Raw genomic sequence first — 26247 nt, 5'->3', positions numbered from 1 at the left:
GGCACCCCGCGCGCAGCTGCGTCGGCGCGGTGTGACGCTGCCAAGGTGACCACGACCAGCGACGCAGCACCCGCGGCCCCGGCCGCGCCCGCACCGCCCCTGCTCGACGGCCGCCGCCGCAACATCGTGTTCGGCACGATCATGCTCGGCGTGCTCCTGGCCGCGCTCGACCAGACCATCGTGGGCACCGCCCTGCCCACGATCGTCGCGGACCTCGGGGGCGCGGCCCACATGTCGTGGGTCGTCACCTCCTACCTCCTCGCCGAGACCGTGGCGACGGTCCTGGTCGGCAAGTTCGGCGACCTCTTCGGCCGCAAGGTGATCTTCCAGATCTCGGCCGTGGTCTTCATCACCGGCTCCTTCCTGTGCGGCCTCGCCACCAACATGACGCTGCTGATCGTCTGGCGCGGTCTCCAGGGCGTCGGCGCCGGCGGTCTCATGGTCACCTCCATGGCGCTGATCGCCGACGTGATCCCGCTGCGCGAACGCGGCAAGTACCAGGGCGCGATCGGCGCCGTGTTCGGCGTCTCGACGGTCATCGGTCCGCTGCTCGGCGGCCTGTTCACCGACCACGCCAGCTGGCGCTGGGCGTTCTACGTGAACGTGCCGATCGCGATCCTCGTCGTCGTCGCCGCCGCCCGGACGATCCCCTCGGTCCGCTCGGCCAGCCGGCCGGTCATCGACTACCTCGGCATCGCGCTGGTCGCGGTCGGCTCCAGCGCGCTGATCCTGGCGACCAGTTGGGGCGGGAACGAGTACGCCTGGGGCTCCGGCGTCATCATCGGGCTCTTCGCCGGCGGTCTGGTCGCCCTCGGCCTGTTCTGCTGGGTGGAGGCCCGCGCGGCCGAACCCATGCTGCCCATGCGGCTGTTCCGCAACCCCGTCTTCACCGTCTGCTCGGTCCTGAGCTTCGTCGTCGGCTTCGCGATGCTCGGCGCGATGACCTTCCTGCCGACCTACCTCCAGTACGTGGACGGCGATTCGGCGACGGTCTCCGGCATCCGGACGCTGCCCATGGTCGTCGGCCTGCTCATCGCCTCCATCTACAGCGGCAACGTGGTCAGCAAGACCGGGCACTACCGGATCTTCCCCATCGTCGGCTGCGCGGTGATGGGCCTCGGGCTCTATCTGCTGTCGCTGATGGACCAGAACACCAGCGCCTGGCTGGAATCGCTGTACATGTTCGTGCTCGGCGTCGGCATCGGCCTGTGCATGCAGGTGCTCACCATCGCCGTGCAGAACACCGTCGACTACGCCGACCTGGGCACCGCCACCTCCGGCGTCACCTTCTTCCGCACCCTGGGCAGCTCCTTCGGCACCGCCGTCTTCGGCACGATCTACACCAACGCCCTGAAGCCCAACCTCACCACCGGGGTCGCCGAGGCGTCCGTGCTCGCCGGGCCGGTCGGCATCGATCCGCAGACCGTCGCACAGGCCGCGCAGAGCCCCCAGGGGCTGCACGCCCTGCCCGGCGGCATCGCCGAACCGATCGTCCGGGCCTACGCCGACACCCTGCACACCGTCTTCCTGTGGACCGTGCCCGTCGCCGTCGTCGGCTTCGTCGTCGCCCTCTTCCTCAAGCAGGTCAAGCTCCGCGACACGGTCCGGGAGTCCGCCCCCGACATGGGCGAGGGCTTCGCCTCCCCCACCAGCAGCGGCGACTCGGCGAAGCTCCTCGAACTCTCCGTCGGACGGCTGCTCCGCCGGATGGACATGGACACCGCCCGCCGGATCGTGGCGAACTCCGACACCCGCCTCGACACGGCCGGCGCCTGGGCGGTCATGCAGGTGGAGCTGTACACGCGGACGGTCGGCCACGCGAGCCTCGGGCTGATCGCGGCGAGCCGGCGGCTGCCGCCCGAGGTCCTGCTCCCCGCCTTCGACCGGATGGTCGACGAGGGCTTCCTCACCCGGCACGGGAACCTCCTCTCGCACACGCCCGCCGGCGCCCGCGAGGCCGAGGTCATCACCCACGCCTGGGGCGACTGGCTCTCCGCCCGCCTGGAGCAGGAGCGCGGCCGCCCCAGCGGCCCCGAACTCCGCGCCGCCGTCGACGCCATCGCGAAGAAGGCCGTGGCGGAGGACCTCTCCACCGGCCTCCCCGCGCACCGCGCGGACGACCGGACGGCCGTCGCCGCGCGGGGGTGACGCGGGGGCCGAAAAGCGCTGGTCCCGGCAGGGCCGACGCGTGAGGATCGGCCCATGAGCCTTCTCGTCCACACCTTCGTCCTCGACGCCGACGGCACCGAGCGCCTGCTGGAGGACCCGCCGGGTGGCCGCGATCTGGCGGGCTTCGAGCGGAGCCGCACCACGCTGTGGGGCTCCCCCGCGATGCGCGCCCTCGGCGCGCGGTTCTTCCCGCTCCTCGACGGCGACGACCTGCGCGTCCAGCCCGAGGAGCTGGGGGAGTTCCTGGCCGAGTGCGAGGCGGTCCGCCCGCACCTGGCCGCCCTCGCCGGGCACAGCGGCTACACGGTGGAGTACGTCACCGCCCGCTTCGACAACATCGTCGCCGCCGCCCACCGCGCCCGCGAGGTGAACGGCGGGGTCCTCGTCTGGTAGGCACCGGCGGGCCGGGTCAGTCGTCGAGGAAGTCGCCGTCGACGTACACCCAGGCGCCGTCGTGGCGGGTGAAGCGGCTGCGCTCGTGCAGCGAGCCGGCCTCGCCGCCGTGCGCGTACCGGGCCCGGAAGGTCACCGTGCCGCTCTGGTGGAAGGCGGTGCCGTCGGTCGTGCCCAGGATCTCCAGGCCCTTCCAGAGCATGCCGGGATCCAGGTCGAGGGTGCCGGGCCGGGTCTCCGGGGCCCAGGTGCGCAGCAGGTAGGGCGCGTCGCCGACGACGAAGGCGCTGTAGCGGGAGCGCATCAGGAGTTCGGCGGTGGGCGCGGTGCCCGCCGTACCGCTGTGGAAGCGGCCGCAGCAGGCGCCGTACGCGGCGTCGAGGCCGCAGGGGCAGGGCGTGTCGGCGGTGACGGCCGGGGCGGGCGCGGGCGGGCGGGGCCGGGTCTTGCGTCGGGACATGCCGTCATTCTCCCCCAGCCCCGCTGCCCGGGATACGGACGGCGGCGTGGACGCCGGGGCCGGTTCGGGCCGTCCGGCGGGGGTGTCCGAGTAGCGTACGGAGCATGCGACTGACGATTCTCGGAGGCGGCGGGTTCCGGGTGCCGCTGGTGTACGGCGCGCTGCTCGGCGACCACGCCGAGGGGCGGATCACCCACGTCACCCTGCACGATCTCGACGGGGACCGGCTGACGGCCATCGCGCGGGTCCTCGCCGAACAGGCCGAGGGGGTGCCGGACGCGCCCGCCGTCACGGCCACCACCGATCTCGACGAGGCGCTGCGCGGTGCGGACTTCGTCTTCTCGGCGATCCGGGTCGGCGGCCTGGAGGGCCGGGCGGCCGACGAGCGGGTGGCGCTGGCCGAGGGGGTGCTGGGGCAGGAGACGGTGGGCGCGGGCGGGATCGCGTACGGCCTGCGGACCGTGCCCGTCGCGGTCGCGATCGCCCGCCGGATCGCGGCGCTCGCGCCGGACGCCTGGGTCATCAACTTCACCAACCCGGCGGGGCTGGTGACGGAGGCGATGTCCCGGGTGCTGGGCGACCGGGTCGTCGGCATCTGCGACTCCCCCGTCGGCCTCGGCCGCCGGGTCGCCCGGGTCCTCGGCGCCGACCCGGACCGGGTGTGGATCGACTACGTCGGCCTCAACCACCTGGGATGGCTGCGCGGGCTGCGGGTGGACGGGCGGGACGAGCTGCCCCGGCTCCTCGCGGACGAGGCGCTGCTCGGCTCCTTCGAGGAGGGCAGGCTCTTCGGCTCCGAGTGGCTGCGGTCGCTCGGCGCGGTGCCCAACGAGTACCTGCACTACTACTACTTCAACCGGGAGGCCGTCGCCTCCTACCGGGGCGCGGAGAAGACCAGGGGCGCCTACCTGCTGGACCAGCAGGCCGGTTTCTACGCGGCGGCCGGCAAGCCGGAGACCCGCGCCCTGGACGCCTGGCACCGCACGCTCGCCGACCGGGAGGCGACCTACATGGCGCACAACCGGGAGGCGGCCGGGGCCGGCGACCGGGCGGAGGAGGACCTGGAGTCGGGCGGCTACGAGAAGGTGGCGCTGGCGCTGATGCGGGCGATCGCGCGCGGCGAGCGGGCCACGCTGATCCTGAACGTGCGGAACGGGCGGACGCTGCCGGGGCTCGACGCGGACGCGGTGGTGGAGGTGCCGTGCCTGGTGGACGCGAACGGCGCCCGTCCGGTGGCGGTGGACCCGCTGCCGTACCACGCGACGGGGCTGGTGTCGGCGGTGAAGGCGGTCGAGCGCGAGGTGCTGGTGGCGGCGGAGAGCGGGGCGCGGGCGGACGCGGTGAAGGCGTTCGCGCTGCACCCGCTGGTGGACTCGGTGGCGGTGGCCCGTCGGCTGCTCGACGGCTACACGGCCGCGCACCCGGGGCTCGCGTACCTGCGGGCGTGAGACGCCGGGCCCGCGGGCCCGGCGTCTCAGCGCGTACGGGTCAGGGCTTGCGGGCCACGGCGGCCCAGCCCGGGATCGGGTCGTCGCCCTGCACCGGCACCGGCTCGCCCAGCTCGGGGTGCCAGTCGGCGGTGAGGGAGACGCCGGGCTCGACGAGCTCCAGGCCGTCGAAGAAGGCGGCGAGTTCGTCGCGCGAGCGGGGTCGCAGGGTCATGCCGCGGGCCTTGTACATGCCGACGGCCTTCGCCGCGCCCTCGGGGTCGAAGTCCCCGGTGACCTGGGACAGGACGAGGTAGCTGCCGGGGGCGAGCTGGTCGACGAGCCTGGCGACGATGTCGTGGGCGCCGTCCTCGTCCCCCAGGAAGTGGAGCAGGGCCAGCATCGACAGTGCGATGGGCTGGTCGAAGTCAAGGACCTTTCCGGCCCGTTCGAGGATGGTCTCCGGGTCGCGGGCGTCCGCCTGGATGTACTCGGTGGCCCCCTGGGGGGTCGAGCGCAGCAGGGCGGCCGCGTGCGCGAGCACGATCGGGTCGTTGTCGCAGTAGACGATCCGGGACTCCGGCGCGGCCTGCTGCGCGATCTGGTGCAGGTTGGGCTCGGTCGGGATGCCGGTGCCGACGTCCAGGTACTGGCGGACGCCCCGCGCGCTGAGCCAGCGGATGGCGCGGTGCATGAAGGCGCGGTTGACCCGGGCCATGTCCCGGCCGCGCGCGTCGACGGTGAGGAGCTGGCGGGCCATCTCCTCGTCGACGGGGTAGTTGTCCTTGCCGCCCAGGAACCAGTCGTACATCCGCGCGGGGTGCGGCTTGCTGGTGTCGATCCGGATCTCGCTGCGGGCGGATGCGGGGTCCTGGGTCATCGTCGGCTCTCCTGGTCGGGACGAACGGGTGGCGCTGCTACAAGAGTTACGTGACGGTAGGCGTGGTGCGGAAGGGTCAGGTGAGCAGGAAGTCAGCCTGACCGGATTTGGCCCCCGCGATGAACGCGGCGATCTCCCCGTGGGTGTAGATGAGAGCGGGTCCTTCAGGGTCTGCGGACTGTCGCACGGCGACCCTGCCGTCGGCCAGCTTCATGGCCTCCACGCAGTTGCCCCCGTTCCCGCCGCTCCAGGGCTTGTGCCATCCCTCGGCACCGAGCTCCGCGGCGGGCATGCCGTTGTATATGCGATCCATTCACAGCTCCTTGCGGAGACCCCGGAGGATCTCCTTCGTGCGTGGTGCAGTCGCGGCCTGCGCCGCCATCCGGTCCATGACCTCCAGGTGGGACGCCACCTCGGGGCGCGCGTCGAGGTAGACGGCGCCGGTCAGGTACTCGCTGTAGACCATGTCCGGGAGTTCGGGCATGGCGAAGCGGAAGAGGACGAAGGGACCCGTACGTGCCGGGGTGGTGGCCGGACGCGAACTCCGCGATCTGCAGGGTGACGTTCGGCAGCTCGGACGCTTCGAGCAGCCGGTCGAGCTGGTCGCGCATCACTTCGGGCCCGTCGCCGACCGGTCGGCGGAACACCGTCTCGTCCATGATCACCCAGAACTTGGGGGCGTCCTCCCTGGTCAGCAGGGACTGACGCTCCATCCGCAGGGCCACATGCCGGTCGATGTCCTCTTCCCGCGCGGCGTCACCGCCGCCGCCGACCGCTCCGCTGCGCAGAATGGCGCGGGCGTACTCCTCGGTCTGGAACAGACCGGGGACGAACTGGGGCTCGTAGGACCGGATGAGGCTCGCGGCCCCCTCCAGGCTGACGTACATGGAGAACCAGCCGGGCAGCACGTCGTGGAACCGCTGCCACCAGCCGGGCAGGTTGGCCTCCTCGGCGAGGGCGACGAACGCCTCCGCCTCGGCGTCGGCGATCCCGTAGCTCTTCAGCAGCAGCTGGACGTACGGGATCTTCAGCGCGACCTCGGCGGTCTCCATACGGCGGACGGTGGCCGGGGCGACGTGGAGGACCTTGGCGGCCTCCTCCCGCTTCAGCCCCGCGCGCTCGCGCAGATCCTGGAGACGCCGGCCGAGGACGACCTGCCCCACCGTGGGGGCGGACCGCGGCTCGCTCACTCTCAGACCTCCCCGACGCGCTGTTTTCGACGAGTGTGCCACGACACCGGGCCAGAGAGAACACGGCACTCTGCAATTTTCAGAGTGCCACTTGCCAAGTGTCCGAGTCAGGAGGACAGTGTTCCGGTGAACCAGTACACACTGCCGCCGGTGCGCCCCAGGGCCCCGGCGACAGCGACGTACGGCAGCCCTGCCCACTGTTGTGAGGAACCGGTCGTGGCCTCTGGTAACGCGCAGCCCTCAGGTCTCATGAGCCCCCGAGTCATGGCCCAGCGCCCGCAGACCCGCCACGATCCCGCCCCCCACGAGGCCCGCCACCGCGATCCGCACCACCGGGACACCCCGCACCGCGCCCCCCTGCGCCGCATGGCCTTCGAGCTGCCCGCCCGCACCGAGTCCGTGAGCCGCGCCCGCCACCTCACCGAGGAACGGCTGATCCTCTGGGGCTGCGGACCGGAGATACGCGACACGGCCGCCCTGGTCGTCTCGGAACTGGTCACCAACGCGGTCCTGCACACCGCGAGCAGCCGGATCGTCTGCGAGGTCCGCGAGGGCGCCGAAGCCCTCCGCATCGCCGTACGGGACGAGGGCGGACCCGCCGGCCCCCGGATACGCGACTGCGGCGCGGACGAACGCGGCCGCGGCCTCCTCATCGTCGACGCGCTCTGCGCGGCCTGGGGCGCCGAGCGCACCGGGCACGGCACGGCCCAGATCGTCTGGGCGGAGCTGCCCCTCGCCCTGGGAGAGCCATGCTGAAGTCCATGGCGACCCTGCTCGTCCCCCGCGCCCGCCGCTCCCCCGAGAACGGCCCCGGCCGCGGCCCCTCCCTCGCCGCCACCCGCCTCGCGGTCCCCACCGGCCTCCACACCGGCCTCGGCTGCGACGCCGTCGGCGTCCCCGCCCGCTTCGGCTTCAAGATCCTCTCCCGGCTGCCCGCCAAGGGCTGTGTGTACGCCGACACCGACTGGTGGTGGTGGCTCGTCCCGGCCCGCTCCGACCTCGACCTGGTCTGGCCGCTGCCCGCCTGCTACGCCCCCGGCGCCGAGATCCCCGACCGCGGCCCGCGCCTGATCCACCACCCGGACGGCACCTCGCCCTACACCCCGCCGATCCCCCTCTACCTGCTGGCCTGCCAGCTCACCGGGATCGCCCCGGCGTGGCCCGCCCCGCAGGTGCGCAGCGCCCTGTGACCGTCCGGCCGCCCGGCTGCGTAGAGTCGGTCCCATGTTCACCCCGCAGGGCCCGACCCTCCGCGAACTGACCAGAGAAGCCCTCTCCTCGGTCGAGCACGGCTACGACCTCCTGGCGCCCAAGTTCGACGCGACCCCCTTCCGCACCCCGGACCGGATCCTCACGGCGGTGGCCGGCGCCCTGGAGGAGCTGGGCCCCTTCGAGTCCGGCCTGGACGTCTGCTGCGGCACCGGCGCGGGCCTCCCCGTCCTCCGCTCGGTCTGCGCGGGCCGTGTCGCCGGCGTCGACTTCAGTGCGAACATGCTGGCCGAGGCCCGCCGCCGGCACCCCACCGCGACCCTGGTCCGCGCCGACGCCCTGGCCCTGCCCTTCGCCCCGGCCTTCGACCTGGCGGTCAGCTTCGGCGCCTTCGGCCACTTCCTCCCCGCCGCCCAGCGCACCCTCTTCGCCCAGGTCCACGCCGCCCTGCGCCCCGGCGGCACCTTCGCCTTCCCCCTCCCGGCCCCGCCCCCGGTCGGCTCCCGCGCCTACTGGACCCTGTGGGCCTTCGACGCGGCGATGCGCCTCCGCAACGCCCTCTGGCGCCCCCCGTTCGTCATGTACTACCGCACCTTCCGCCTCGCGGACGTGCGCGCCCGCCTGGAACAGGCGGGCTTCACCGTCTCCCACCTCCCCCTGACCGCCTTCGGCCACCGCCCGGACGGCAGCCCGAACTGCCGGCTGGTGGTGGCGCGGAAGGGCTGAGGCCGGTCACGGCAGCCTGCCGCCCCAGAAGGCGGAGTCACCGGTGAAGCCGACACTCACCTCGACCTCGAACGTCTCCCCGGCGGCGGGCGGCACGTCGAAGCCGTAGACGGCGACGGCCTTCCGGCCGGGGAGCAGGCCGCCGGAGAGCGGCAGCAGCCCCTCCTGGCCGTCGAAGACCCGCACCGCCTCCCGGCCCTCGCCGTCCCGGCCCTGGACGACCACGTTCACGAGTTCGAACCGTTCGCCGGTGTCGTTGCGGACGGTCACGTCCACCTTCACCGCGACGTTCCCCGCCTTGTGCCCGGCCGACGAGTCCGCCGGGGTGAAGCGCTCGGGAGCGGAGACCGTCACCTCGACGCCGCCCTCGTACCGGTGCGCCCGCCCGAACGGGAGCAGGCCGTCGGCGGAGTCCCCGCCCGGCGGCAAGGTCGTGGCCGGCCGGGCCGTGGGCGCGGTGGAGGTCTCGCCTGCCGCCGTCGCGGGGGCGAGGGTGGGGGTGGGGGTCTTCTCTCCGTCGCCGTCGCCGAACGCGCCGGTGCCCACGAGGAGGCCGGCGACGCCGACGGCGAGGACGATCACTCCGACCAGGGCGAGCAGCCAGGCCCGGCGGCGGGAGGGCCGGGGGGAGGATCCGCTGAGCGGTCCGGGTGGCGGGCCCGACGGTGGTTCGCCGCCCCCGGAGGGCCGGCCGCCGGAACCGGACGTGTGCGCGTCGCCCATGGCACGCCTCCACAATCCCCGAGAGGGGTTCCCCTCAGGGTAGGCGCGGCATGCCGAAAGCGCCGGTCGATGCGAGATCGACCGGCGCTTTCGTGTGGTGTCCGAGGGGGGACTTGAACCCCCACGCCCGATAAAGGGCACTAGCACCTCAAGCTAGCGCGTCTGCCATTCCGCCACCCGGACAAGGTGTCTGTCGTTTCGCGGGGTGTTCCCCGCGGCGACATGGATAACTCTACCAGGGGTTCGCGGGCGCTTTCACCGGCGTTTTCCGTGGTCAGTCGTGGGGGTGGTGGGAGGAGGGGGCGGTCCCGTGCGCCGGTGGACCCCGGGTCGTGACCGGGCGCACGGGGACCGCCCATCCCCGGGGATGCCGCCTCGGCGGCCTGGAGCCGGGCGCCCCCCGACGCCCGCTCCGGGTACCACCTTCTCCCCCGTGGGTTGGTCCAGGCCAGTTCGTGTCCGGAATACGTCAGGTCAGCGGACGTCGGTGAGGCGGGCGGAGACGACGACGTTGCCGGTGTAGCCGGTGGCGCGGGTGTAGCGGCCGCCGCAGGTGATCACGCGGAGTTCGGGGGCGCCGGTGGAGGCGTAGACGCGGTCGGCGGGGAAGCCGTCCTTCGGGACGAGCTCGACGCCGTGGACGGTGAAGACGGCGGTCCGGCCGTCGGCGCGGCGGACCTCGATCGCGCGGCCGCGGGTGAGGGAGCCGAGGGCGTGGAAGACGGCCGGTCCCGCCGGGGTGTCGACGTGGCCGACGACGACGGCGGTGCCGGGTTCGCCGGGGGTGGCGGCGCCGGTGTACCAGCCGGCCCGGCCGGGGTGCTCGGGCGGCGGGGCCTCGATCCAGCCGTCGGCGTCGAGGCCGACCTGGGTGAGCGGGGCGTCCACGCCGAGCGCGGGGATCGCGACGGCCAGCGGGGCGGCGGCCGGGAGGCCCGGGCGGGGCGGGGGCGGCGGCGGTGCCGGGGCCGCGGGGGCGTCCGCCGCGAGGGGCCGGGGCGGGCCGGTGGCGGTGAGCTGCTCCGTACCGCCCCGGACGAGGTGGACGCCGACGAGGAGGAGGACCGCGACGACGCCCCAGGCGCCGCGCCGGCCGTAGGCGCTCTCCACGGGCTCGGCCTCCTCGTCTCGGGTGCGGTGCTGCTGGTCGCCCCTCCGTCCCGGACCTCGTCACACCGGGGCGGAGGGGCCGTCTCAGGGGCGGCCGCCGGTCCGGCCGCGGCGGGTGAGGGCGACGGCGACGCCCAGGGCCGCGGCGATGAGGACGGCGCCGGTGGCCAGCTCGGCGGTGCCGAGCGCGTCGGAGCCGGTGGAGCTGCCGAAGCCCGCCTTGACGCCCTTGCGCGGGGCGGGCGGGGCGGGCGGAGTGACGGGGGTGACCGGGGCCGGCGGGGTGGTGCCGTGGGCGACGGTCAGGGTGGTGGTGCCGCGCTCGCCCTTGCAGTCGAAGGCGATCTCGTACTCGGCGCCGGCCTTCGCGTCGAGGTCGACGGTGGCGGTGCCGGGGCGGCCCTCGGTGAGGGTGACGGTGTCGAAGATCCCGGAGGTGACGGTGACGGACGGGACCTCGCAGCCCTCCGTGGTCAGGGTGACCGTGCCGCCGGGGGCGACGGTGCGCGGGGTGACGGAGAAGCCGAAGGAGGTGACGTTCGGGGTGGTTCCGTCGTCCGCGGAGGCCGTGGGGGCGGACACCGCCACGGCCGCGGTGATCAGCAGGGCGGCGGAAGCGGTACGTATCGCGCGCATGCGGTCCTCCGGGTCGCGGCGGGAACGGGGGCGCGGAGCCGCTCCGCGTCCGGGTCCGGCGCCGTCGGCGCAGGCACCCCCACCGCGATCGAAGCTAGGTGCGCCGCGGGGGCGCCGCCACCGGGCCCTCCCCGGGCTGCGCCGTCCGGGGCACGCGGCGGGGCGTTCAGGGGACGCGGACGACCTGGCCTGCGTAGGAGAGGTTGCCGCCGAAGCCGAAGAGGAGGACGGGGGCGCCGGAGGGGAGCTCGCCGCGCTCGACGAGCTTGGCGAGGGCGAGCGGCACGGACGCGGCGGAGGTGTTGCCGGAGTCGACGACGTCCCGGGCGACGACGGCGTTGACGGCGCCGATCTTCGCGGCGAGCGGTTCGATGATCCGCAGGTTGGCCTGGTGGAGGACGACGCCGGCGAGGTCCTCGGGGGCGATGCCGGAGCGGGCGCACGCCTCGCGGGCGAGGGCGGGCAGCTTCTGGGTGGCCCAGCGGTAGACGCTCTGGCCCTCCTGGGCGAAGCGCGGCGGGGTGCCCTCGATGCGGACGGCGTGGCCCATCTCGGGGACCGAGCCCCACAGGACCGGGCCGATGGCGCCGGTGTCGGTCTCGGTCGCCTCGACGATCACGGCGCCCGCGCCGTCGCCGGTGAGCACGCAGGTGGTGCGGTCGGTCCAGTCGGTGATCTCGGTCATCTTGTCGGCGCCGATGACCAGGGCGCGGCGGGCGGCCCCGGCGCGGACCGCGTGGTCGGCGGTGGCGAGGGCGTGGGTGAAGCCGGCGCAGACCACGTTGAGGTCGAGGGTGGCGGGCGCGTCCATGCCGAGGCGGGCGGCGACCCGGGCGGCGGTGTTGGGCGAGCGGTCGATCGCGGTGGAGGTGGCGACGATGACGTAGTCGATGTCGCCGGGAGCGAGCCCGGCGGCGGCGAGCGCCTTGCCGGCCGCGTGCGCGGCGAGCTCGTCGACCGGCTCCTCGGGGCCGGCGACGTGCCGCGTGCGGATGCCGACCCGGCTGAGGATCCACTCGTCGCTGGTGTCGACCAGCTCGGCCAGGTCGTGGTTGGTCAGCACCTTGGCGGGCTGGTAGTGCCCGAGCGCGGCGATGCGAGTGCCCGTCATCCCGGGACCCCCTCGATGGTTCGTTCAGCGGCAGGAACCACCCAGTCTCGCCAGCGACTGATGGGTAACAGGTGACGTAAACCACCAAGATTCCCCCGGGTCGCTTGGCCGACCGTGACAAGGGGTCGGGCGGCGCACCGGGTTCGGGCGGGGGTGCCGGGGTGACGGACAATGACAGGGTCGGGTCGGGAACAGCGAGGGAATCGAAGGCGGCGGGGATGGGACGGGTCACCGAGCGACGGCGAGTCACGCGGATCCGCGGCGGCGCGGTGAGCGCGCGGCCGGACACGCTGGTGGCGGAGGAGCCGCTGGAGATCCGGCTGAACGGGCGGCCGATCGCCATCACCATGCGGACGCCGGGCGACGACTTCGCGCTGGCGGCGGGGTTCCTGGTCAGCGAGGGGGTGCTCGCCTCGGCCGCGGACGTCCGGTCCATCGTCTACTGCGCGGGGGCGAAGGAGGACGGCACCAACACGTACAACGTGGTCGACGTGAAGTCGGCCCCGGAGGTCGTCGTCCCCGACATCACGCTGGAACGGAACGTGTACACGACCTCGTCGTGCGGGCTGTGCGGCAAGGCGAGCCTGGACGCGGTGCGGACGACGGCGCGCTTCCCGATCGCCGACACTCCCCCGGTGCGGGTCTCGCCGGCGCTCCTGTCGGAGCTGCCGGACCGGCTGCGGGCGGCGCAGAAGGTCTTCGACACGACGGGCGGGCTGCACGCGGCGGCGCTCTTCTCGGAGGACGGCGAGCTGCTCGACGTACGGGAGGACGTGGGCCGGCACAACGCGGTGGACAAGCTGGTCGGGCGGGCGCTGCGGGAGGACCTGCTGCCGCTGGACCGGGCGGTGCTGCTGGTGTCCGGGCGGGCCTCGTTCGAGCTGGCGCAGAAGGCGGTGATGGCGGGGATCCCGGTGCTCGCCGCGGTGTCCGCGCCGTCCTCGCTGGCGGTCGACCTGGCGGCGGAGACGGGGCTGACGCTGGTCGGCTTCCTGCGCGGGCCGGACATGAACGTGTACGCGGGCGAGCACCGGATCGTGCTGTAGGACCGTCGGCTAGTTCTTCGGCGGGTCGATCATCTGGAGGGCCAGGGTCGCCGGGGGCGGGGCGAGGCCGGGGCCGCCGGCCTCGGTCCAGGCGAGGATGTCGTCGAGGCAGTCGTCGTCGAGGGTGAAGCCGACCCAGGCGGCCCGGCCGCCGCGGCGGCGCCCCTCGGTGGAGGGCTGGACGACGACGATGTTGGCCTGGGCGCAGGGGCCGAGGCAGTCGCTGGTGCGGACGGCGAGCTTCCCGCCGGAGGCCGCGGCGGCGGTGCGGAGCCGGTCGAGCTGGGCGGCGTGGTCGGTGCCGGGGTTCTTGCGGGGGTCGCCGCAGCAGCAGCCCCGGCAGACGACCAGGGAGCAGGGACGGGACCCGTACCGTATCGGGACGCGGTTCATCCGCGGCCGTCCAGGGTGATCCCGGGGACGGTGGCGACGGTGCCGAGGCGGGGGAAGTCGAGGTCGACGGAGGCCCGGTGCTCGTCGGCGGTGAGCGCGGTCATGGCGTCCTCGGCGAAGACGAGGTCGTAGCCGAGGTCGGCGGCGGCGCGGGCGGTGGACTCGACGCCGAGGTTGGTGGCGATCCCGGCGAGGACGAGGGTGCGGACGCCGAGGCCGGTGAGCACCTCGTGCAGACCGGTGTCCTGGAAGCCGCCGATGGTGCGCTTGACGAGGACCGGCTCGTCCGTGCGCACGAGGTCGGGCACGAGGTCGCTGCCGGGCGGCTGGGCGGGGACGCCGGGCCGCTCGGCGCGGAGGTGGACGACGGGCGCGCCGGCGGCGCGGAAGGCGGTGGCGAGCCGGCCGGCGGCGGCGAGGACGTCGGTGCCGGGGCGGGGGGCGAGCGGCAGCGCGACGATCCGTTCCATCAGGTCGACGAGGAGGAGCGCGGTGCGGGCGGGATCGAGTGAGGGCATGGGAGCACGGTAGCGGCCCGGATGATCACCGCGGCGGGGCCGGTGGCGTGATCCCGTCCCGTCCGGAGGGCGGAGCGGGTACGGGGGCGGGGGCGGCGCCCGGGAGGGTGGGGGCGGTCCCGGCGGCGGCCCCGGTCTCCTCCGGGTCGCGGGCGCGGCGCCTGGCGAGGACCGCGCAGACCATGAGCTGCATCTGGTGGAAGAGCATCAGCGGCAGCACCGCGAGCGAGGCGTGGGCGCCGAAGAGGACGCTCGCCATGGGCAGGCCGGCGGCCAGGCTCTTCTTGGAGCCGGCGAACTGGATGGCGATCCGGTCGGCCCGTCCGAAACCGAGCCGTCCGGCTCCGTACCAGGTCAGGGCGAGCATGAGGGCGAGGAGGGCGGCCTCGGCGGCGAGCAGCAGGGCGAGCCGGCCGGGGGTCACCAGGTGCCAGATGCCGGCGACCATGCCCTGGCTGAAGGCGGTGTAGACGACGAGGAGGATGGAGCCCCGGTCGACGTACCCGAGCGCCTTCCTCCGCCGGGCCAGGAAGCCGCCGACCCAGCGGCGCAGCGCCTGACCGAGCAGGAACGGCACCAGGAGCTGGAGGACGATCCTGACGACGGCGTCGGCGGAGAGGCCGCCGGTGTCCCCGCCGAGCAGGGCGGCGGCGAGCAGCGGGGTGAGCACGATGCCGGCGAGCGAGGAGAAGGAGCCGGCGCAGAGGGCGGCCGGCACGTTGCCCCGGGCGATCGAGGTGAAGGCGATCGACGACTGGATGGTCGACGGGACCAGGCAGAGGAAGAGGAAGCCGCTGTACAGCTGGGGGGTGAGGACGGCCGGGACCAGTCCCCGGGCGGCCAGGCCGAGGAGCGGGAAGACGAGGAAGGTGCAGCAGAGGACGGTGAGGTGGAGTCGCCAGTGGCGCAGTCCGTCGAGCGCCTCCCGGGTGGACAGCCGGGCGCCGTAGAGGAAGAAGAGGAGCGCGACCGCGCCGGTGGCGGCGGCCCCGGCGACGTCGGCGGCCGCGCCGGAGGCGGGCAGCAGGGCGGCGAGGCCGACGGTGCCGAGCAGGGCGAGGACGTAGCCGTCGACCGGGAGCCGGGCGGGTATGAGGGGGCGTCGGTTCATGGCTCCACACGGGGCTGGTGGCGGGTCGGGTGCGTCTCCCATCCTGGTCGACGGCCCGGTCATCGGGAATCCCGCACAGCGCACTGACTGTCATCACGATCCGCGATAACGTCGGCCCCGTGTACGAGCCCACCCAGCTGCGCACCTTCCTCGCCGTCGCCCAGACGCTGAGCTTCACCAGGGCGGCGCGACGGCTCGGGCTGCGCCAGTCGACCGTCAGCCAGCACGTCCGGCGGCTGGAGGAGGCGGCCGGGCGGCCGCTCTTCACCCGGGACACCCACAGCGTGGAGCTGACCGAGGACGGGCAGGCGATGCTGGGCTTCGCCCGCGCGATCCTCCAGGCGCACGAGCGGGCGGCGGCCTTCTTCACCGGGACGCGGCTGCGCGGCCGGCTGCGGTTCGGCGCCTCGGAGGACTTCGTGGCGACCCGGCTGCCGGAGATCCTGGAGTCCTTCCGGCGCGCCCACCCCGAGGTGGACCTGGAGCTGACCGTCGGCCTCTCGGGGCTCCTCCAGGCGCGGCTGGCGGCGGGCCGGCTCGACCTGATCCTGGCCAAGCGGGGCGCCGGGGCGGACGGCGACGGCGGGGTGCCGGTGTGGAGCGACGTCCTGGTGTGGATCGGGGCGCCGGGGCTGCGGCTCGACCCGGACCGGCCGGTGCCGCTGATCGTCTACCCGCCGCCGGGCATCACGCGGGCCCGCGCCCTCGCGGCCCTGGAGGCGGAGGGCCGGGCCTGGCGGATCGCCTGTACGAGCTCCAGCCTGAGCGCCAACGTGGCGGCGGCCCGCGCGGGGCTCGGCGTGATGGCGCACACCCGCGGCCTGATCCCGCCCGGCCTCGCCCCCGTACCGGCCCGGGCCGGCCTGCCGGACCTGGGCGAGGTCGACTTCGTCCTGCGCAAGGGCCGACGCGGCGGCGCGACCCAGGAGGCGGCGGACGCGCTGGCCGAGGCGATCCTGGAGGGCGGCGACGGGCTGCGCCGCCCGGGGTGAGGGACGGGCCCGGGCCCGTTCCGTGGCCGTCCGTCGCATACCGGCCGGTCGCGGTCGCGTGGTCGGGCGGTACAGATTCGGTGGAGACTTGGCGGCCGCGGGACGTACCGAGCGGTACGCAACGGGGCGCGGGCGGCCGTCACTTGCCTCCTCACCCGCCCTGACCTGTGCGAACGGGGAATGTCGCGGCTTGGTGAAGGTCCTCCCGCCGCCGCTCCCGGTGGGGTACGGTCACGGCGCCGCAGCCGTCACAGCGGCCCCTTTCAGCCACCGAGCCGTCGAGGGAGGAGCAGGTCCGTGCGCGAGTTCACCGTGCCGCCCGTCGAGGCGGCCCCGCTGAGCGGCGGCCTGGCGGACGCCGTCTTCGCCCGCGCCGCCGACACCCCCGACGCGGTCGCCTTCGGACGCCGGGCGGCCGACGGGACCTGGGAGGACGTGAGCTGCGCCCGGTTCCGCGACGAGGTGCTGGCGCTGGCGAAGGGGCTGGTCGCGCACGGGGTCCGGTTCGGCGACCGGGTGGCCGTCATGTCCCGTACCCGCTACGAGTGGACGCTCTTCGACTTCGCGCTGTGGACGCTCGGCGCCCAGCCCGTACCGGTGTACCCGACCTCCTCCGCCGACCAGGTGCACTGGATGCTGCACGACGCCGAGGTCACCGCGTGCGTGGTGGAGCACGAGGACCACGCCATGACCATCGGCTCCGTCGTGGACCGGCTGCCCCGGCTGCAGCGGCTGTGGCAGCTCGACCCGGGCGAGGACGCGGGCCCCGGTGCCGTCGCGGAGCTGACCGCCGCCGGCGAGGCCATCGACGAGGACGTCGTGCACCGGCACCGGCGCGCGGTCACCCCCGAGTCGGTGGCGACGGTCATCTACACCTCGGGCACCACCGGCCGCCCCAAGGGCTGTGTGATCACCCACGCCCACTTCATGTACGAGACGGACGCCCTGCTCGCCGGCTGGGAGCCGGTCTTCCGCTCCCGCCCGGGCGACCAGGCGTCCACCCTGCTCTTCCTGCCGCTCGCCCACGTCTTCGGGCGGATGGTGGAGGTCGCGGCGGTGCGCGGCGGGGTGAAGCTGGGGCACCAGCCCTCGATGACCGCCTCCGCGCTCCTGCCCGACCTGGTGACCTTCCGGCCGAGTTTCGTGCTCGCCGTGCCGTACGTCTTCGAGAAGATCTTCCACGCGGCGCGCCGCAGGGCCGAGAAGGACGGCCGGGTCGCCGTCTTCGACAAGGCCGTGGACGTGGCCGTGAAGTACGCCGAGGCCCTGGAGCACAAGGCGTTCGGCCTGGGGCCGGGGCCGTCGGCGGCGCTGCGGGTGCAGCACCAGTTCTTCGACAAGACGGTGTACACCAAGGTGCGCGAGGCGCTGGGCGGGCGGATCCGGTACGCGATGTCGGGCGGCTCGGCGATGGACCGGGCCACCGGACTGTTCTTCGCCGGGGCCGGCGTCACCGTCTTCGAGGGGTACGGCCTGACGGAGTCGACGGCCGCCGCGACCGCGAACCCGCCGGGCCGGGTCCGGTACGGCACGGTCGGCCGGCCCGTGCCCGGCACCACCGTGCACATCGCGGAGGACGGCGAGGTGTGGGTCCACGGCGGCCAGGTCTTCTCCGGCTACCTCAACGACCCGGCGGCCACCGCCGCCGTGCTGAACGACGGCTGGCTGGCCACCGGAGACCTCGGCGCGCTCGACGCCGAGGGCTATCTGACGATCACCGGGCGGAAGAAGGAGATCCTGGTGACGTCCGGCGGCAAGAGCGTGGCGCCGACCGGCCTGGAGGAGCGGGTGCGGGCGCACCCGCTGATCGCCCAGTGCCTCGTCGTCGGCAACGACCGCCCGTACATCGCGGCCCTGGTCACCCTCGACCAGGAGGCGGTCGACCACTGGCTCGCCATCCAGGGCAGGCCGCCGCTCTCCCCCGCCGAGCTGGTCCGCGACCCGGACCTGGAGACGGAGATCCGGCGCGGGGTGGTCGCCGCCAACACCCTGGTGTCGCAGGCCGAGTCGATCCGCACCTTCCGGATCCTCGCCCACCCCTTCAGCGAGGAGCACGGGCTGCTCACCCCGTCGCTGAAGCTGAAGCGCAGGGCGATCGAGCGGGCGTACGCGGCGGAGGTCGAGGCGCTGTACGGCTGACGGGGCCGTGGCGCGGTCGCGGAATGACGAGCGCCGGGTGATCGTTGTCCCTTCGGGGCGAGGCGTCCGCGCGGCGCCCGCCGACGACCAAGACGACGTAAGGATCCATCCCACGTGAGCACGGACAGCAAGGTCCCCTCGGTCATCCTGAACAACGGCGTGGCGATGCCGCAGCTCGGCTTCGGCGTCTGGCAGGTGCCGGACGACGAGGCGGCGAAGGCCGTGGCCACCGCCCTGGAGGCCGGCTACCGCTCCATCGACACGGCGGCGGTCTACGAGAACGAGCGGGGCACCGGCGAGGCCGTCGCCGCCTCCGGGATCCCCCGTGAGGAGCTCTTCGTCACCACCAAGCTGTGGAACAGCGAGCAGGGCCACGACAGCACGCTGCGCGCCTTCGACGCGTCCCTGGAGCGCCTCGGCCTCGACTACGTCGACCTGTACCTGATCCACTGGCCGGTGCCGGCGAAGGACGCGTACGTCGACACCTACAAGGCCCTGGAGAAGATCCTCGCCGACGGGCGCGCCAAGGCGATCGGCGTCTCGAACTTCCTCCCCGAGCACCTGGAGCGGCTGACCGCCGAGACCTCGGTGGTGCCGGCGGTGAACCAGATCGAGCTGCACCCGCAGCTGGCGCAGGCCGAGTCGCGCGCCCGGCACGCCGAGCTCGGCATCGCGACCGAGGCGTGGTCGCCGCTGGGCCAGGGCCGCGGACTGCTCGACGTCCCGGCGCTCGTCGCCATCGGCCGCAAGCACGGGCGCACCCCCGCCCAGGTGGTGCTCCGCTGGCACCTCCAGCTGGGCAACGTGGTCATCCCGAAGTCGGTGACCCCGTCCCGGATCCGCGAGAACATCGAGGTCTTCGACTTCGAGCTGGACGCGGAGGACCTCGCCGCGATCGGCGCGCTGGACGAGGGCCGGCGCCTCGGCCCGAACCCGGCCGAGTTCAACGTGGCCTGAGGCCGTGGCGAGGGGGACGGCGGACGGGGGCACGGCCCCCGTCCCGGACGGGCTGTACCGGGTGCGGAACGTGGGCAGCGGGCTGCTCCTGGAGGTGTACGCCGGTTCGCGGCGCGGGGGCGCCAAGGTGCAGCAGGGCGCCGCGACGGACAGCCCGGGGCAGCACTGGAGGGTGTCCGCCGTGCCGAACGGCGGGGGGCTCTACCACCTGGTCAACGCGGCCAGCGGGAAGCGGCTCGACGTGGTGAACGCCTCCACGGAGCCGGGCGCGCTCGTCCAGCAGTGGCGGGCGAACAACTTCGGCGCCCAGGAGTGGATCATCGAGCAGGACGTCCAGACGCCCGGGACGGTGACGCTGGTGAGCTTCATCAGCGGGCTGCTGCTCGAAGTGGCGGACGGGTCGGCCGCCGAGGGCGCCGACATCCGCCAGGGAGAGGACACCGACTCCCCGTTCCAGTGGTGGCGGCTGGAGCCGGTGTCCTCCTGAGGCGGGCGCGGCGGCCCGGGCGGTTCAGCCCTTGCGGGCGGTGTGGACCGTGTGGGCCGTCAGGTGGAAGAGGTCCGGCCGGCGGTGCAGGGAGTGCTCGTCGGCCGGGTCGAGGAGCCGGTCGAGGACCGTGCGGTCCTCGGCGGCCAGGTGCTCGCCCATGCCCTCGCGGAGCCGCTCGAAGTGACGGACGGCCAGCTCGCGGACGACCGGCGGGACCGGCGCCGGCACGTCCACCAGGAAGGTGCGGGTGCCGGCCGGGGTGAGGCCGGCCGAGACGAACAGGGCGCGCCAGTCGTCCGGTTCGCGGACGGCGCCGGGCAGTTCGGCGCGCATCCGGGCGAACCAGTCGGCGTGCTCGGCGTCGAGGCGGGCCTCCAGGCCGGGGCGGCCGATGCCGATGTCCCGGGGCAGATGGCGGAGCGGCAGCCCGCCCTCGACGAGGGCGACCAGGCCGCCGGGGCGCAGCAGCTTGGCGAAGTCGGCGAGCGCGGCCCGCTGGTCGCCGATGTGGTGCAGGGAGTTGCCCGCCCACAGCAGGTCGGCCTCGCCCAGCGTGGCGGTCTCCTCGGGGAGTTCGGCGCGCAGGGTGGAGACCCGGCCGCCGAGCCCGTGGTCCTCGGCGCGGGCGCGGGCCCGCTCCAGGAGCTCGGGGGTGCCGTCGACGGCGACGGCCTCGGCGTACGGGAACGCCTCCGCGAGGAGCGCGGTGATGACGCCGGGGCCGCTGCCGACGTCGAGCAGGCGGCGCACGCCGCTCGCGGGGACGAGGGTGCCGAGCCAGGCGGCGGCCTCCCGGTAGGCGCCCCCGGCGACCTCGGCCTGCCGCTCCAGCAGCGGGGCGAGCCGCCCCCAGTCGAGTTCGGCGCCGTCGCCGTGGGAGTGGGAGTGGGAGTGGCTGGGGGACGCGGAGTGGTCGTGGCCGGCTCCGTGGTGGTGGGCGTCGCGATGCTGGGTCATGGGACCAGGGTGCGCCGGTGCTCGCCGGATACGCGAGAAATTTTGCCGGTACGGCAAACGTGTCGGCGCCGGAGCGGTCAGCCGGCGGTGGTCTTCGCGTAGGCGGTGAGGCGGTACTCGGGGTCCGCCGAGCACGCGCAGCCCGGGCCGGGCGGTCCGCTCGGTGACGAGGCCGGTGCCGCAGGCGAGGTCGAGGAGGGTGCGGGCGCCGGACGGCAGCAGCCGCAGCACGGCGCCGGCCGCCGCCTCGGCCCGGGGCACGCCGCCCCGGGTCTCGTCGTAGTGGGCCGCCCCGGTCTCGTGGTCGAGCAGGGTGTCCGCCACGGAGGGCAGCCTACGAGCGGACGGTGCGTCAGTGCGCGCCGTGGCCGGGGGCGATGGTCTCGACGCGCTCGGCGAGGGCGAAGTCCTTCTCGGTGAGGGCGCCGCCGGCGGAGTGGGTGGAGACGGCCAGGGCGACCGAGTCGTAGCCGAGCGTCAGGTCCGCGTGGTGGTTCAGCTCCTGCTGGATCTGGGCGACGTGGACGACGAGCGCGGTGGCGGCGAAGTGGTCGGGGAGCCGGTAGGAGCGGACCAGGCGCGCGTCCTCGACGGACCAGCCGGGGAGCTCCCGCAGTCGGTCCTCGATCTCCTTCTGCGACAGCGGCTGTGTGGGCACGGGGGTGCTCCCTCCGGTCGGTGGTGCGCGGGGTGGGGTACGTGGTGCGGGCGGTGGTCCCCGGGGGAACGTACCCGGTCACCCCTCTGGGATACCGTCTGCGCATGACAACAGTCGTGAGCGACACGGGGGTGGGGCCGCTGCTGCGCGGCTGGCGCGAGCGGCGGCGGCTGAGCCAGCTGGAGCTGGCGCTGCGGGCGGACTCCTCGGCGCGGCACATCTCGTTCGTGGAGACGGGCCGGTCGCGGCCGAGCGAGGAGATGATCCTCAGGCTGGCCGAGCACCTGGACGTGCCGGTGCGGGACCGCAACGCGCTGCTCCTCGCGGCCGGTTACGCGCCCCGGTACGCGGAGTCGACGCTGGACGCGCCGGAGCTGGAGACGCTGCGGGACGGCCTCGCGCGGCTGCTCCAGGGGTACGAGCCGTACCCGGCGGTGGTGGTGGACGGTTCGTACACGGTGGTGGCCGCCAACCGGGCGATCCTGATGCTCCTCGACGGGCTGCCGGAGCATCTGCTGACGCCGCCGATGAACGTCATGCGGATCACCCTGCACCCGGAGGGCCTGGCGCCCCGGATCCGCAACCTGCGCGAGTGGCGGGGGCATCTGCTGGCCCAGATGGAGCGTCAGATCGCCTACGCCCGCTCGGACGCGCTGCGGGCGGTGTACGAGGAGGTGACGGCGTATCCGCTGCCGGAGCCGTCGGGCGGCGGCGTCGAGGAGATCCCCGACCCGGAGCCGTACCCGTACTTCGCGCTGCCGCTGCGGATCGAGCACGACGGGCGGGTGCTGTCCTTCGTGTCGTCGATCTCGACGTTCAACACGCCGATGGACGTGACCGTCGCCGAGCTGGCCATCGAGACGATGCTCCCGGCCGACCCGGCGACGGTGGAGTACCTGCGCTCCCTCAGCGGCTGACCGCCCGCAGCGCGGACCACTGGAGGAAGGCGAAGCCGGCGACGGTGCCGGCCTGCATCGGGGTCCAGACGAGTCCGGCGGTGGTGGGGTCGAGCCAGGCGGCGAGGGCGACCAGGCTGAGGACGGCCCAGAGCAGGTTGGCGTCGACGACCAGCTTCACGGCGAGCGCCGGGGGCGCCGGGCGGCTCGCGAGCGAGCCGACGCCGGCGGCGAAGGCGGTGAGGAAGAGGCCGAGTCCGAGGAGCAGGGCGGGGTCCACGCCGAGGAGGTCGCCGAGCGGGCCGGAGGCGAGGGCGTAGGCGAGGCCGTTGGCCCCGGTGACGACGGCGTCCAGGGCGAGGAACCGGCGGACCATGGACTGCGGCTGGGTGGTGCGGGCGAGACCGGCGAGCAGGGCCTGGGACATGGCGGATCACCCTCCTGAAGGGGGTCGTTCGTACGCGGGGAGCCGGTGCCCGGGCGGAGTGCGCCGCCCGGGTCCCGGTGGTTCACAGCCTGCCGCCGGGGGCGGGTGCGGGTCGATTACCCGGGAGGTCATGCCGGAGTTCGGACTCCTCCGGCGCGGGGCCGGGCGGCGTGTGTAGGGTGCGCGCCGGGCGGCGCGCGCCGCCCTGTCACGGGGAGGACACGCGGATGGCGCGGGACAGACGGCGGGCCGGCCTGGTGGCCACGGGGGACGATCACGCGGTGACGCCCGCCGAGCTCTTCTTCGACCTGGTGTTCGTGTACGCGATCACGCAGGTCACGGCGTTGATGGCGGCCGCGCCCTCGCCGCTGCGGATGGTCGGCGGCATGGTGGTGCTGGCGCTGCTGTGGTGGTGCTGGTGCTGTTTCGCCTGGCTGGGCAATGTCGTCCGGGCCGACTCGGGCGGGCTGTTCGGGGTCGTGGTGACCGTGATGGCGGTCGTGCTGATCGTGTCGTTCGTGGTGCCCGAGGTGTTCGCGGACGCGCCGGGCGGGCTGCCGGCGCCGCTGGTGTTCGTGCTCTGCTACGGGGCGGTGCGGGTGCTGCACCTGGTCTCGTACTGGCTGAGCGCCCCCGGGGACGCGGCGCTGCGCCGGACCCTGCGGCGGACCGCGCTGCTGTCGGTGCTGCCGCCGCTGGTGCTGCTGCTGATCGGCTCGGCGTACACCGGCCGGACGCAACTGCTGCTGTGGCTGGGCGCGGTGGCGGTGGACTACGGCGGGATCTACGTGACGGGTTCGTCGGGCTGGCGGGTGAACTCGCCGGGACACTTCGCCGAGCGGCACGGCCTGATCGTGATCATCGCGCTGGGCGAGTCGATCGTGGCGATGGGCGTCGGGGTGTCGGGCTTCCCGCTGACGGTCGCGGTGCTGGGCGCGGCGACGGCCGGGCTGCTGCTGTCCGCGGGGCTGTGGTGGCTGTACTTCCGGCAGTCGGGCGAGGGGGCGGAGCACCGGCTCGCGGCGCTGGACGGCGACGACCGCACCCGCTTCGCCCGGGACGTGTACACCTTCCTGCACCTGCCGCTGGTGGCGGGCGTGGTGCTGTGCGCGCTCGGCATGAAGAAGGTCCTCCAGCAGGTCGCGGACACCGGGCACTACGGGCTCGCGGAGCCGCTGCACGGCGTGGTGGCCTGGTCGCTGACGGGCGGGGTCGGCGTCTATCTGCTGGGTACGGCGGCGATCGTGCGGCGGAGCTCGGGCCGGCTGCCGGTGGCGCTGGTGGCGGGCGGGGTGGCCGGGCTGCTCGCGGGCCCGCTGGTGGGGCTGGTGCCGGGTCTGGTGGCGCTGGCGGGTCTGACGGTGGCGACGCTGGGGCTGCTGGCCGTGCACGGGCGGCGGGGCGCGCCTGCTCCGGCCGCCGTCGCGGAGGCGTGACGGCGGCTCGGTAGGGGGCGCCGCGCCGGCCGCTGGGGCGCGGGGCGCGGCCGGTCAGCGGGCCGGGGACTCCCGGTGCGGGCGCGGGGCCGCGGGTGCGGGGGCGGGCTCCGGGGCGGGTGCGGGGGCCTTCTCTGACGGGTGCTCGGCCGCGGCGCGGCGGCCGCGGGCGGCCTCGGCGCGCAGCAGGGCCTGGAGGACGGCGTACGGGTCGGACGACGGCATGGCGGTGCTCCTCGCGGGTGCGGGGTCGGATGGGGAAGGCTGCTGGAGGCGGGGCCTGTCAGCAGCGCATCACCACCGGCCGGCGCGACGGCGGGCGCGGAGCGGGTACGGGGGCGGGGCCGGCCAGCCGCGGAGCGCGGCGGGCCGGGCGGGGGCCCGGGGGTGCCGGGACGGGGCGGACGCGGGTCCGCCGGTGCCGGGTGCGGCCGGGAAGCGCGGCCTCGCCGGGCCCCGGTTCGTACGTCTCGCCGGCCGGGTCCGGGGCGGCGGGCGCGCCGGCGGGCCGGGGTTCGGCGGCGGGTCCGGCGACCTCGCCGGTCAGGGCTCCCAGCGCGGTGACGACGAGGAACAGTCCGCAGACCAGGAGCAGGAGCCGCCGGAGGCGCGCCGGACGGCCCGCCGGGGTGGCGGGCCGTCCGTGCGGCGCGGGTGCGGGGCTCACGGTTATCCGTACTGCCCCGCCGGGTGGGCGGCCCCTCGGCCCGGAGGGGAGATCCGCTCTCCTGGACTACTCGCCCGTCAGGCGGTGCCGGCGGCGCGCTTGCGGGCGGCCATCCAGGCGTGGACGAGGACGCCGGCGAAGAGGAAGAGGACGCCCTGGTAGACGGCGGCGTGGCCGGAGCCGGCGACCAGCCAGAGGGAGAAGCCGAAGGCGGCGAGGGCGAGGACGGTGTCGCGGACCAGCCGGGACCGCTGGACCCGGTCCGCCCGCCCGGAGAGCAGGAAGTAGATCTGCGCGGCGGCGGAGAGCAGGTAGGGGACGGTGGCGGTGAAGGTGGTGACGAGGACCAGGATCTCGAAGACGCCGCTCGGTCCGGCCGTGTAGTTGTACACGGTCAGCAGCGAGGCGAGGACGACGGTCACCAGGACGCCGACGGTGGGCACGCCGCGCCGCTTCACGGTGAAGACCTGTGGGAAGAGGCCGTCGCGGGCGGCGGCGTACGGGGTCTGGGCGCTGAGCAGGGTCCAGCCGTTGAGGGCGCCGACCATGGAGACCAGGGCCATGCAGGCGACGGCGGCGCCGCCCCAGGAGCCGCCGAACATCAGGTTGACGGAGTCGGCGAAGGGGGCGCTGGAGGAGACCAGCGTGTCGTGCGGGACGGTGCCGAAGACGGAGACCATGGTGAGCAGGTAGAGCCCGGCGGCGGCGAGGGTGCCGAGGACGGTGGCGCGGCCGACGTTGCGGCGCGGGTCGCGGACCTCGCCGGCGCTGACGGCGGCGGACTCGACGCCGAGGTAGCTGAAGAGCAGGATCGCGGCGGAGGCGGAGACCGCGCCGAGGGCGCTGTCGTCGCCGGCCCGGAAGGGGCCGAGGTTGGCGCTGTCGAAGAAGAAGAACCCGCCGACGGCGACCAGCAGCAGCGGGACGAACTTGAGCACGGTGGCGACGAGCTGGACGGCGCCGACGTACCGGGTGCCGGCGAGGTTGGCGAGGGCGGGCAGCCACTGGAGGAGGAGGGCGGCGCCGATGGTGGCGGCCGTGGACTCGTGGACGGGCACGAGGACGTCGAGGTAGCCGACGGCGGCGACGGCGAGGGCCGCGTTGGAGACCCAGGCGGTGATCCAGTACGACCAGGCGGCGAGGAAGCCGGCGAAGTCGCCGAACGCCTCGCGGGCGTAGACGTAGGGGCCGCCCGTCTTCGGGTGGCGGCGGGCGAGCTTCCCGAAGACCAGGGCGAGGGCGAGGGCGCCGGCGGTGAGGATGCCGAAGGCGACCAGGCTGATGGTGCCGAAGGGGGCGACGGAGGCGGGGAGGAGGAAGATGCCGCCGCCGATGATGTTCCCCATGACCAGGGCCGTGGCGATCGGCAGCCCGAACCGCCGGGCGTGGTGTCCGCCGCCGGTCCCGCCCTGGGGGTCGGTGGGGGCCGTGGGAGCGGTGGGGGCCGTGGGGGCCGTGCTCATGGGGTGGTGCGCCTTCCGTCGTGCAGGATCCGGACAAGCCTCCGGAACCGGACCATGGTCGGG

Annotated in this window: 29 protein-coding genes, 1 tRNA gene and 1 pseudogene; 13 read left to right on the top strand and 18 right to left on the bottom strand. The window is 74.5% G+C overall.

What is annotated here, in order from left to right; all coding sequences use genetic code 11:
* Positions 1 to 45 precede the first annotated feature (45 nt).
* Positions 46 to 2148 carry an MDR family MFS transporter gene (locus IF73_RS0106980; protein WP_031004585.1) on the top strand — a complete coding sequence of 701 codons (2103 nt, stop codon included), beginning with the start codon at positions 46 to 48 and terminating at the stop codon, positions 2146 to 2148.
* A gap of 54 nt (positions 2149 to 2202) precedes the next feature.
* On the top strand, positions 2203 to 2562 hold the full coding sequence (locus IF73_RS0106975) for a hypothetical protein (RefSeq protein WP_031004583.1): 360 nt from the start codon (positions 2203 to 2205) through the stop codon (positions 2560 to 2562).
* A 16-nt stretch (positions 2563 to 2578) separates the two neighbouring features.
* Here the strand turns inward: IF73_RS0106975 and IF73_RS0106970 are convergent, their stop codons facing one another.
* Complete coding sequence (locus tag IF73_RS0106970) at positions 2579 to 3022, bottom strand: YchJ family protein (protein ID WP_031004581.1); 444 nt, start codon at positions 3020 to 3022, stop codon at positions 2579 to 2581.
* Between the two features lie 104 nt (positions 3023 to 3126).
* On the opposite strand from IF73_RS0106970, the gene IF73_RS0106965 reads away from it, so the two are divergent.
* Positions 3127 to 4470, top strand: a complete 1344-nt coding sequence (locus tag IF73_RS0106965) for a 6-phospho-beta-glucosidase (protein ID WP_031004579.1) — start codon at positions 3127 to 3129, stop codon at positions 4468 to 4470.
* A 40-nt stretch (positions 4471 to 4510) separates the two neighbouring features.
* Here the strand turns inward: IF73_RS0106965 and IF73_RS0106960 are convergent, their stop codons facing one another.
* The 3 genes and pseudogenes from IF73_RS0106960 to IF73_RS37525 all read right to left on the bottom strand — a co-directional run bounded on the left by IF73_RS0106960 (position 4511) and on the right by IF73_RS37525 (position 6519).
* Positions 4511 to 5329 (bottom strand): SAM-dependent methyltransferase, encoded by an 819-nt coding sequence (locus IF73_RS0106960; protein WP_031004577.1) that lies wholly within the window; start codon positions 5327 to 5329, stop codon positions 4511 to 4513.
* 76 nt (positions 5330 to 5405) lie between these two features.
* Positions 5406 to 5642, bottom strand: coding sequence for a DUF397 domain-containing protein (locus IF73_RS0106955; protein ID WP_030495614.1), 237 nt, complete (start codon positions 5640 to 5642; stop codon positions 5406 to 5408).
* A pseudogene (locus IF73_RS37525) lies at positions 5643 to 6519 on the bottom strand (helix-turn-helix domain-containing protein). It lies immediately after the preceding gene.
* A gap of 249 nt (positions 6520 to 6768) precedes the next feature.
* Here IF73_RS37525 and IF73_RS0106945 point away from each other — a divergent pair.
* Genes IF73_RS0106945 through IF73_RS0106935 form a run of 3 tightly spaced genes read left to right on the top strand, consistent with a single transcriptional unit; the run spans position 6769 to position 8454 of the window.
* Complete coding sequence (locus IF73_RS0106945) at positions 6769 to 7275, top strand: ATP-binding protein (protein WP_234338177.1); 507 nt, start codon at positions 6769 to 6771, stop codon at positions 7273 to 7275.
* 5 nt (positions 7276 to 7280) lie between these two features.
* Positions 7281 to 7709, top strand: coding sequence for a hypothetical protein (locus IF73_RS0106940; RefSeq protein ID WP_107049210.1), 429 nt, complete (start codon positions 7281 to 7283; stop codon positions 7707 to 7709).
* 34 nt (positions 7710 to 7743) lie between these two features.
* Positions 7744 to 8454 carry a class I SAM-dependent methyltransferase gene (locus tag IF73_RS0106935; RefSeq protein ID WP_031004571.1) on the top strand — a complete coding sequence of 237 codons (711 nt, stop codon included), beginning with the start codon at positions 7744 to 7746 and terminating at the stop codon, positions 8452 to 8454.
* 6 nt (positions 8455 to 8460) lie between these two features.
* Here IF73_RS0106935 and IF73_RS38570 read toward each other — a convergent pair whose 3' ends face one another.
* The 5 genes from IF73_RS38570 to IF73_RS0106910 form a co-directional block, all read right to left on the bottom strand.
* Entirely contained in the window at positions 8461 to 9177 is a 717-nt protein-coding gene (locus IF73_RS38570) for a hypothetical protein (protein ID WP_051716588.1), read from the bottom strand.
* Between the two features lie 95 nt (positions 9178 to 9272).
* Positions 9273 to 9360 (bottom strand) — tRNA-Leu (locus tag IF73_RS0106925).
* Positions 9361 to 9651: 291 nt separating this feature from the next.
* Entirely contained in the window at positions 9652 to 10287 is a 636-nt protein-coding gene (locus IF73_RS0106920; RefSeq protein WP_031004566.1) for a class F sortase, read from the bottom strand.
* A gap of 84 nt (positions 10288 to 10371) precedes the next feature.
* Positions 10372 to 10923, bottom strand: coding sequence for a hypothetical protein (locus IF73_RS0106915; RefSeq protein ID WP_031004564.1), 552 nt, complete (start codon positions 10921 to 10923; stop codon positions 10372 to 10374).
* A 166-nt stretch (positions 10924 to 11089) separates the two neighbouring features.
* Positions 11090 to 12034 carry a beta-ketoacyl-ACP synthase III gene (locus IF73_RS0106910; protein ID WP_031004562.1) on the bottom strand — a complete coding sequence of 315 codons (945 nt, stop codon included), beginning with the start codon at positions 12032 to 12034 and terminating at the stop codon, positions 11090 to 11092.
* 218 nt (positions 12035 to 12252) lie between these two features.
* On the opposite strand from IF73_RS0106910, the gene fdhD reads away from it, so the two are divergent.
* Positions 12253 to 13080, top strand: coding sequence for a formate dehydrogenase accessory sulfurtransferase FdhD (gene fdhD, locus IF73_RS0106905; protein WP_031004560.1), 828 nt, complete (start codon positions 12253 to 12255; stop codon positions 13078 to 13080).
* 9 nt (positions 13081 to 13089) lie between these two features.
* Here the strand turns inward: fdhD and IF73_RS0106900 are convergent, their stop codons facing one another.
* From IF73_RS0106900 to IF73_RS0106890, 3 genes are read right to left on the bottom strand one after another with little or no spacing between them, the layout of a single operon-like run.
* On the bottom strand, positions 13090 to 13473 hold the full coding sequence (locus IF73_RS0106900) for a hypothetical protein (protein ID WP_031004558.1): 384 nt from the start codon (positions 13471 to 13473) through the stop codon (positions 13090 to 13092).
* Positions 13470 to 13991 (bottom strand): isochorismatase family protein, encoded by a 522-nt coding sequence (locus IF73_RS0106895; RefSeq protein WP_031004557.1) that lies wholly within the window; start codon positions 13989 to 13991, stop codon positions 13470 to 13472. The genes IF73_RS0106900 and IF73_RS0106895 overlap by 4 nt, the downstream gene beginning before the upstream one ends.
* Before the next feature lie 25 nt (positions 13992 to 14016).
* Positions 14017 to 15102 (bottom strand): bile acid:sodium symporter family protein, encoded by a 1086-nt coding sequence (locus IF73_RS0106890; RefSeq protein WP_078867966.1) that lies wholly within the window; start codon positions 15100 to 15102, stop codon positions 14017 to 14019.
* 119 nt (positions 15103 to 15221) lie between these two features.
* On the opposite strand from IF73_RS0106890, the gene IF73_RS0106885 reads away from it, so the two are divergent.
* The 4 genes from IF73_RS0106885 (at position 15222) to IF73_RS0106870 (ending at position 19677) form a co-directional block, all read left to right on the top strand.
* Positions 15222 to 16094 (top strand): LysR family transcriptional regulator, encoded by an 873-nt coding sequence (locus IF73_RS0106885; RefSeq protein WP_031004555.1) that lies wholly within the window; start codon positions 15222 to 15224, stop codon positions 16092 to 16094.
* A 297-nt stretch (positions 16095 to 16391) separates the two neighbouring features.
* Positions 16392 to 18233 carry an AMP-dependent synthetase/ligase gene (locus IF73_RS0106880; RefSeq protein WP_031004554.1) on the top strand — a complete coding sequence of 614 codons (1842 nt, stop codon included), beginning with the start codon at positions 16392 to 16394 and terminating at the stop codon, positions 18231 to 18233.
* Positions 18234 to 18398: 165 nt separating this feature from the next.
* On the top strand, positions 18399 to 19190 hold the full coding sequence (locus IF73_RS0106875; protein WP_051716602.1) for an aldo/keto reductase: 792 nt from the start codon (positions 18399 to 18401) through the stop codon (positions 19188 to 19190).
* Between the two features lie 4 nt (positions 19191 to 19194).
* Complete coding sequence (locus tag IF73_RS0106870) at positions 19195 to 19677, top strand: RICIN domain-containing protein (protein WP_031004552.1); 483 nt, start codon at positions 19195 to 19197, stop codon at positions 19675 to 19677.
* A 24-nt stretch (positions 19678 to 19701) separates the two neighbouring features.
* Here the strand turns inward: IF73_RS0106870 and IF73_RS0106865 are convergent, their stop codons facing one another.
* The gene (locus tag IF73_RS0106865; protein ID WP_031004551.1) at positions 19702 to 20637 is read right to left on the bottom strand and encodes a class I SAM-dependent methyltransferase; all 936 of its coding nucleotides are present in this window, start codon (positions 20635 to 20637) and stop codon (positions 19702 to 19704) included.
* A 352-nt stretch (positions 20638 to 20989) separates the two neighbouring features.
* The gene (locus tag IF73_RS0106860) at positions 20990 to 21295 is read right to left on the bottom strand and encodes a 4a-hydroxytetrahydrobiopterin dehydratase (RefSeq protein ID WP_031004550.1); all 306 of its coding nucleotides are present in this window, start codon (positions 21293 to 21295) and stop codon (positions 20990 to 20992) included.
* Positions 21296 to 21399: 104 nt separating this feature from the next.
* On the opposite strand from IF73_RS0106860, the gene IF73_RS0106855 reads away from it, so the two are divergent.
* Entirely contained in the window at positions 21400 to 22212 is an 813-nt protein-coding gene (locus IF73_RS0106855) for a helix-turn-helix domain-containing protein (RefSeq protein ID WP_031004548.1), read from the top strand.
* Here IF73_RS0106855 and IF73_RS0106850 read toward each other — a convergent pair.
* Positions 22202 to 22618, bottom strand: coding sequence for a hypothetical protein (locus IF73_RS0106850; RefSeq protein ID WP_031004546.1), 417 nt, complete (start codon positions 22616 to 22618; stop codon positions 22202 to 22204). The genes IF73_RS0106855 and IF73_RS0106850 overlap by 11 nt on opposite strands.
* 227 nt (positions 22619 to 22845) lie before the next feature.
* Here IF73_RS0106850 and IF73_RS0106845 point away from each other — a divergent pair, with 227 nt between their 5' ends.
* Positions 22846 to 24054: a low temperature requirement protein A gene (locus tag IF73_RS0106845; RefSeq protein ID WP_031004544.1), complete on the top strand. Its 1209-nt coding sequence runs from the start codon at positions 22846 to 22848 to the stop codon at positions 24052 to 24054.
* A 54-nt stretch (positions 24055 to 24108) separates the two neighbouring features.
* Here IF73_RS0106845 and IF73_RS40915 read toward each other — a convergent pair whose 3' ends face one another.
* The 3 genes from IF73_RS40915 to IF73_RS0106830 form a co-directional block, all read right to left on the bottom strand.
* Positions 24109 to 24279 carry a hypothetical protein gene (locus IF73_RS40915; RefSeq protein WP_158821945.1) on the bottom strand — a complete coding sequence of 57 codons (171 nt, stop codon included), beginning with the start codon at positions 24277 to 24279 and terminating at the stop codon, positions 24109 to 24111.
* A 58-nt stretch (positions 24280 to 24337) separates the two neighbouring features.
* Positions 24338 to 24721: a hypothetical protein gene (locus tag IF73_RS0106835; RefSeq protein ID WP_031004542.1), complete on the bottom strand. Its 384-nt coding sequence runs from the start codon at positions 24719 to 24721 to the stop codon at positions 24338 to 24340.
* Positions 24722 to 24798: 77 nt separating this feature from the next.
* Positions 24799 to 26184, bottom strand: a complete 1386-nt coding sequence (locus IF73_RS0106830; RefSeq protein WP_031004540.1) for an amino acid permease — start codon at positions 26182 to 26184, stop codon at positions 24799 to 24801.
* Between the last annotated feature and the right edge of the window lie 63 nt (positions 26185 to 26247).

The organism is Streptomyces sp. NRRL F-5727, from assembly GCF_000719555.1.
Classification (GTDB): Bacteria; Actinomycetota; Actinomycetes; order Streptomycetales; family Streptomycetaceae; genus Streptomyces.
This window is presented reverse-complemented; position numbering and strand designations above follow the sequence as displayed.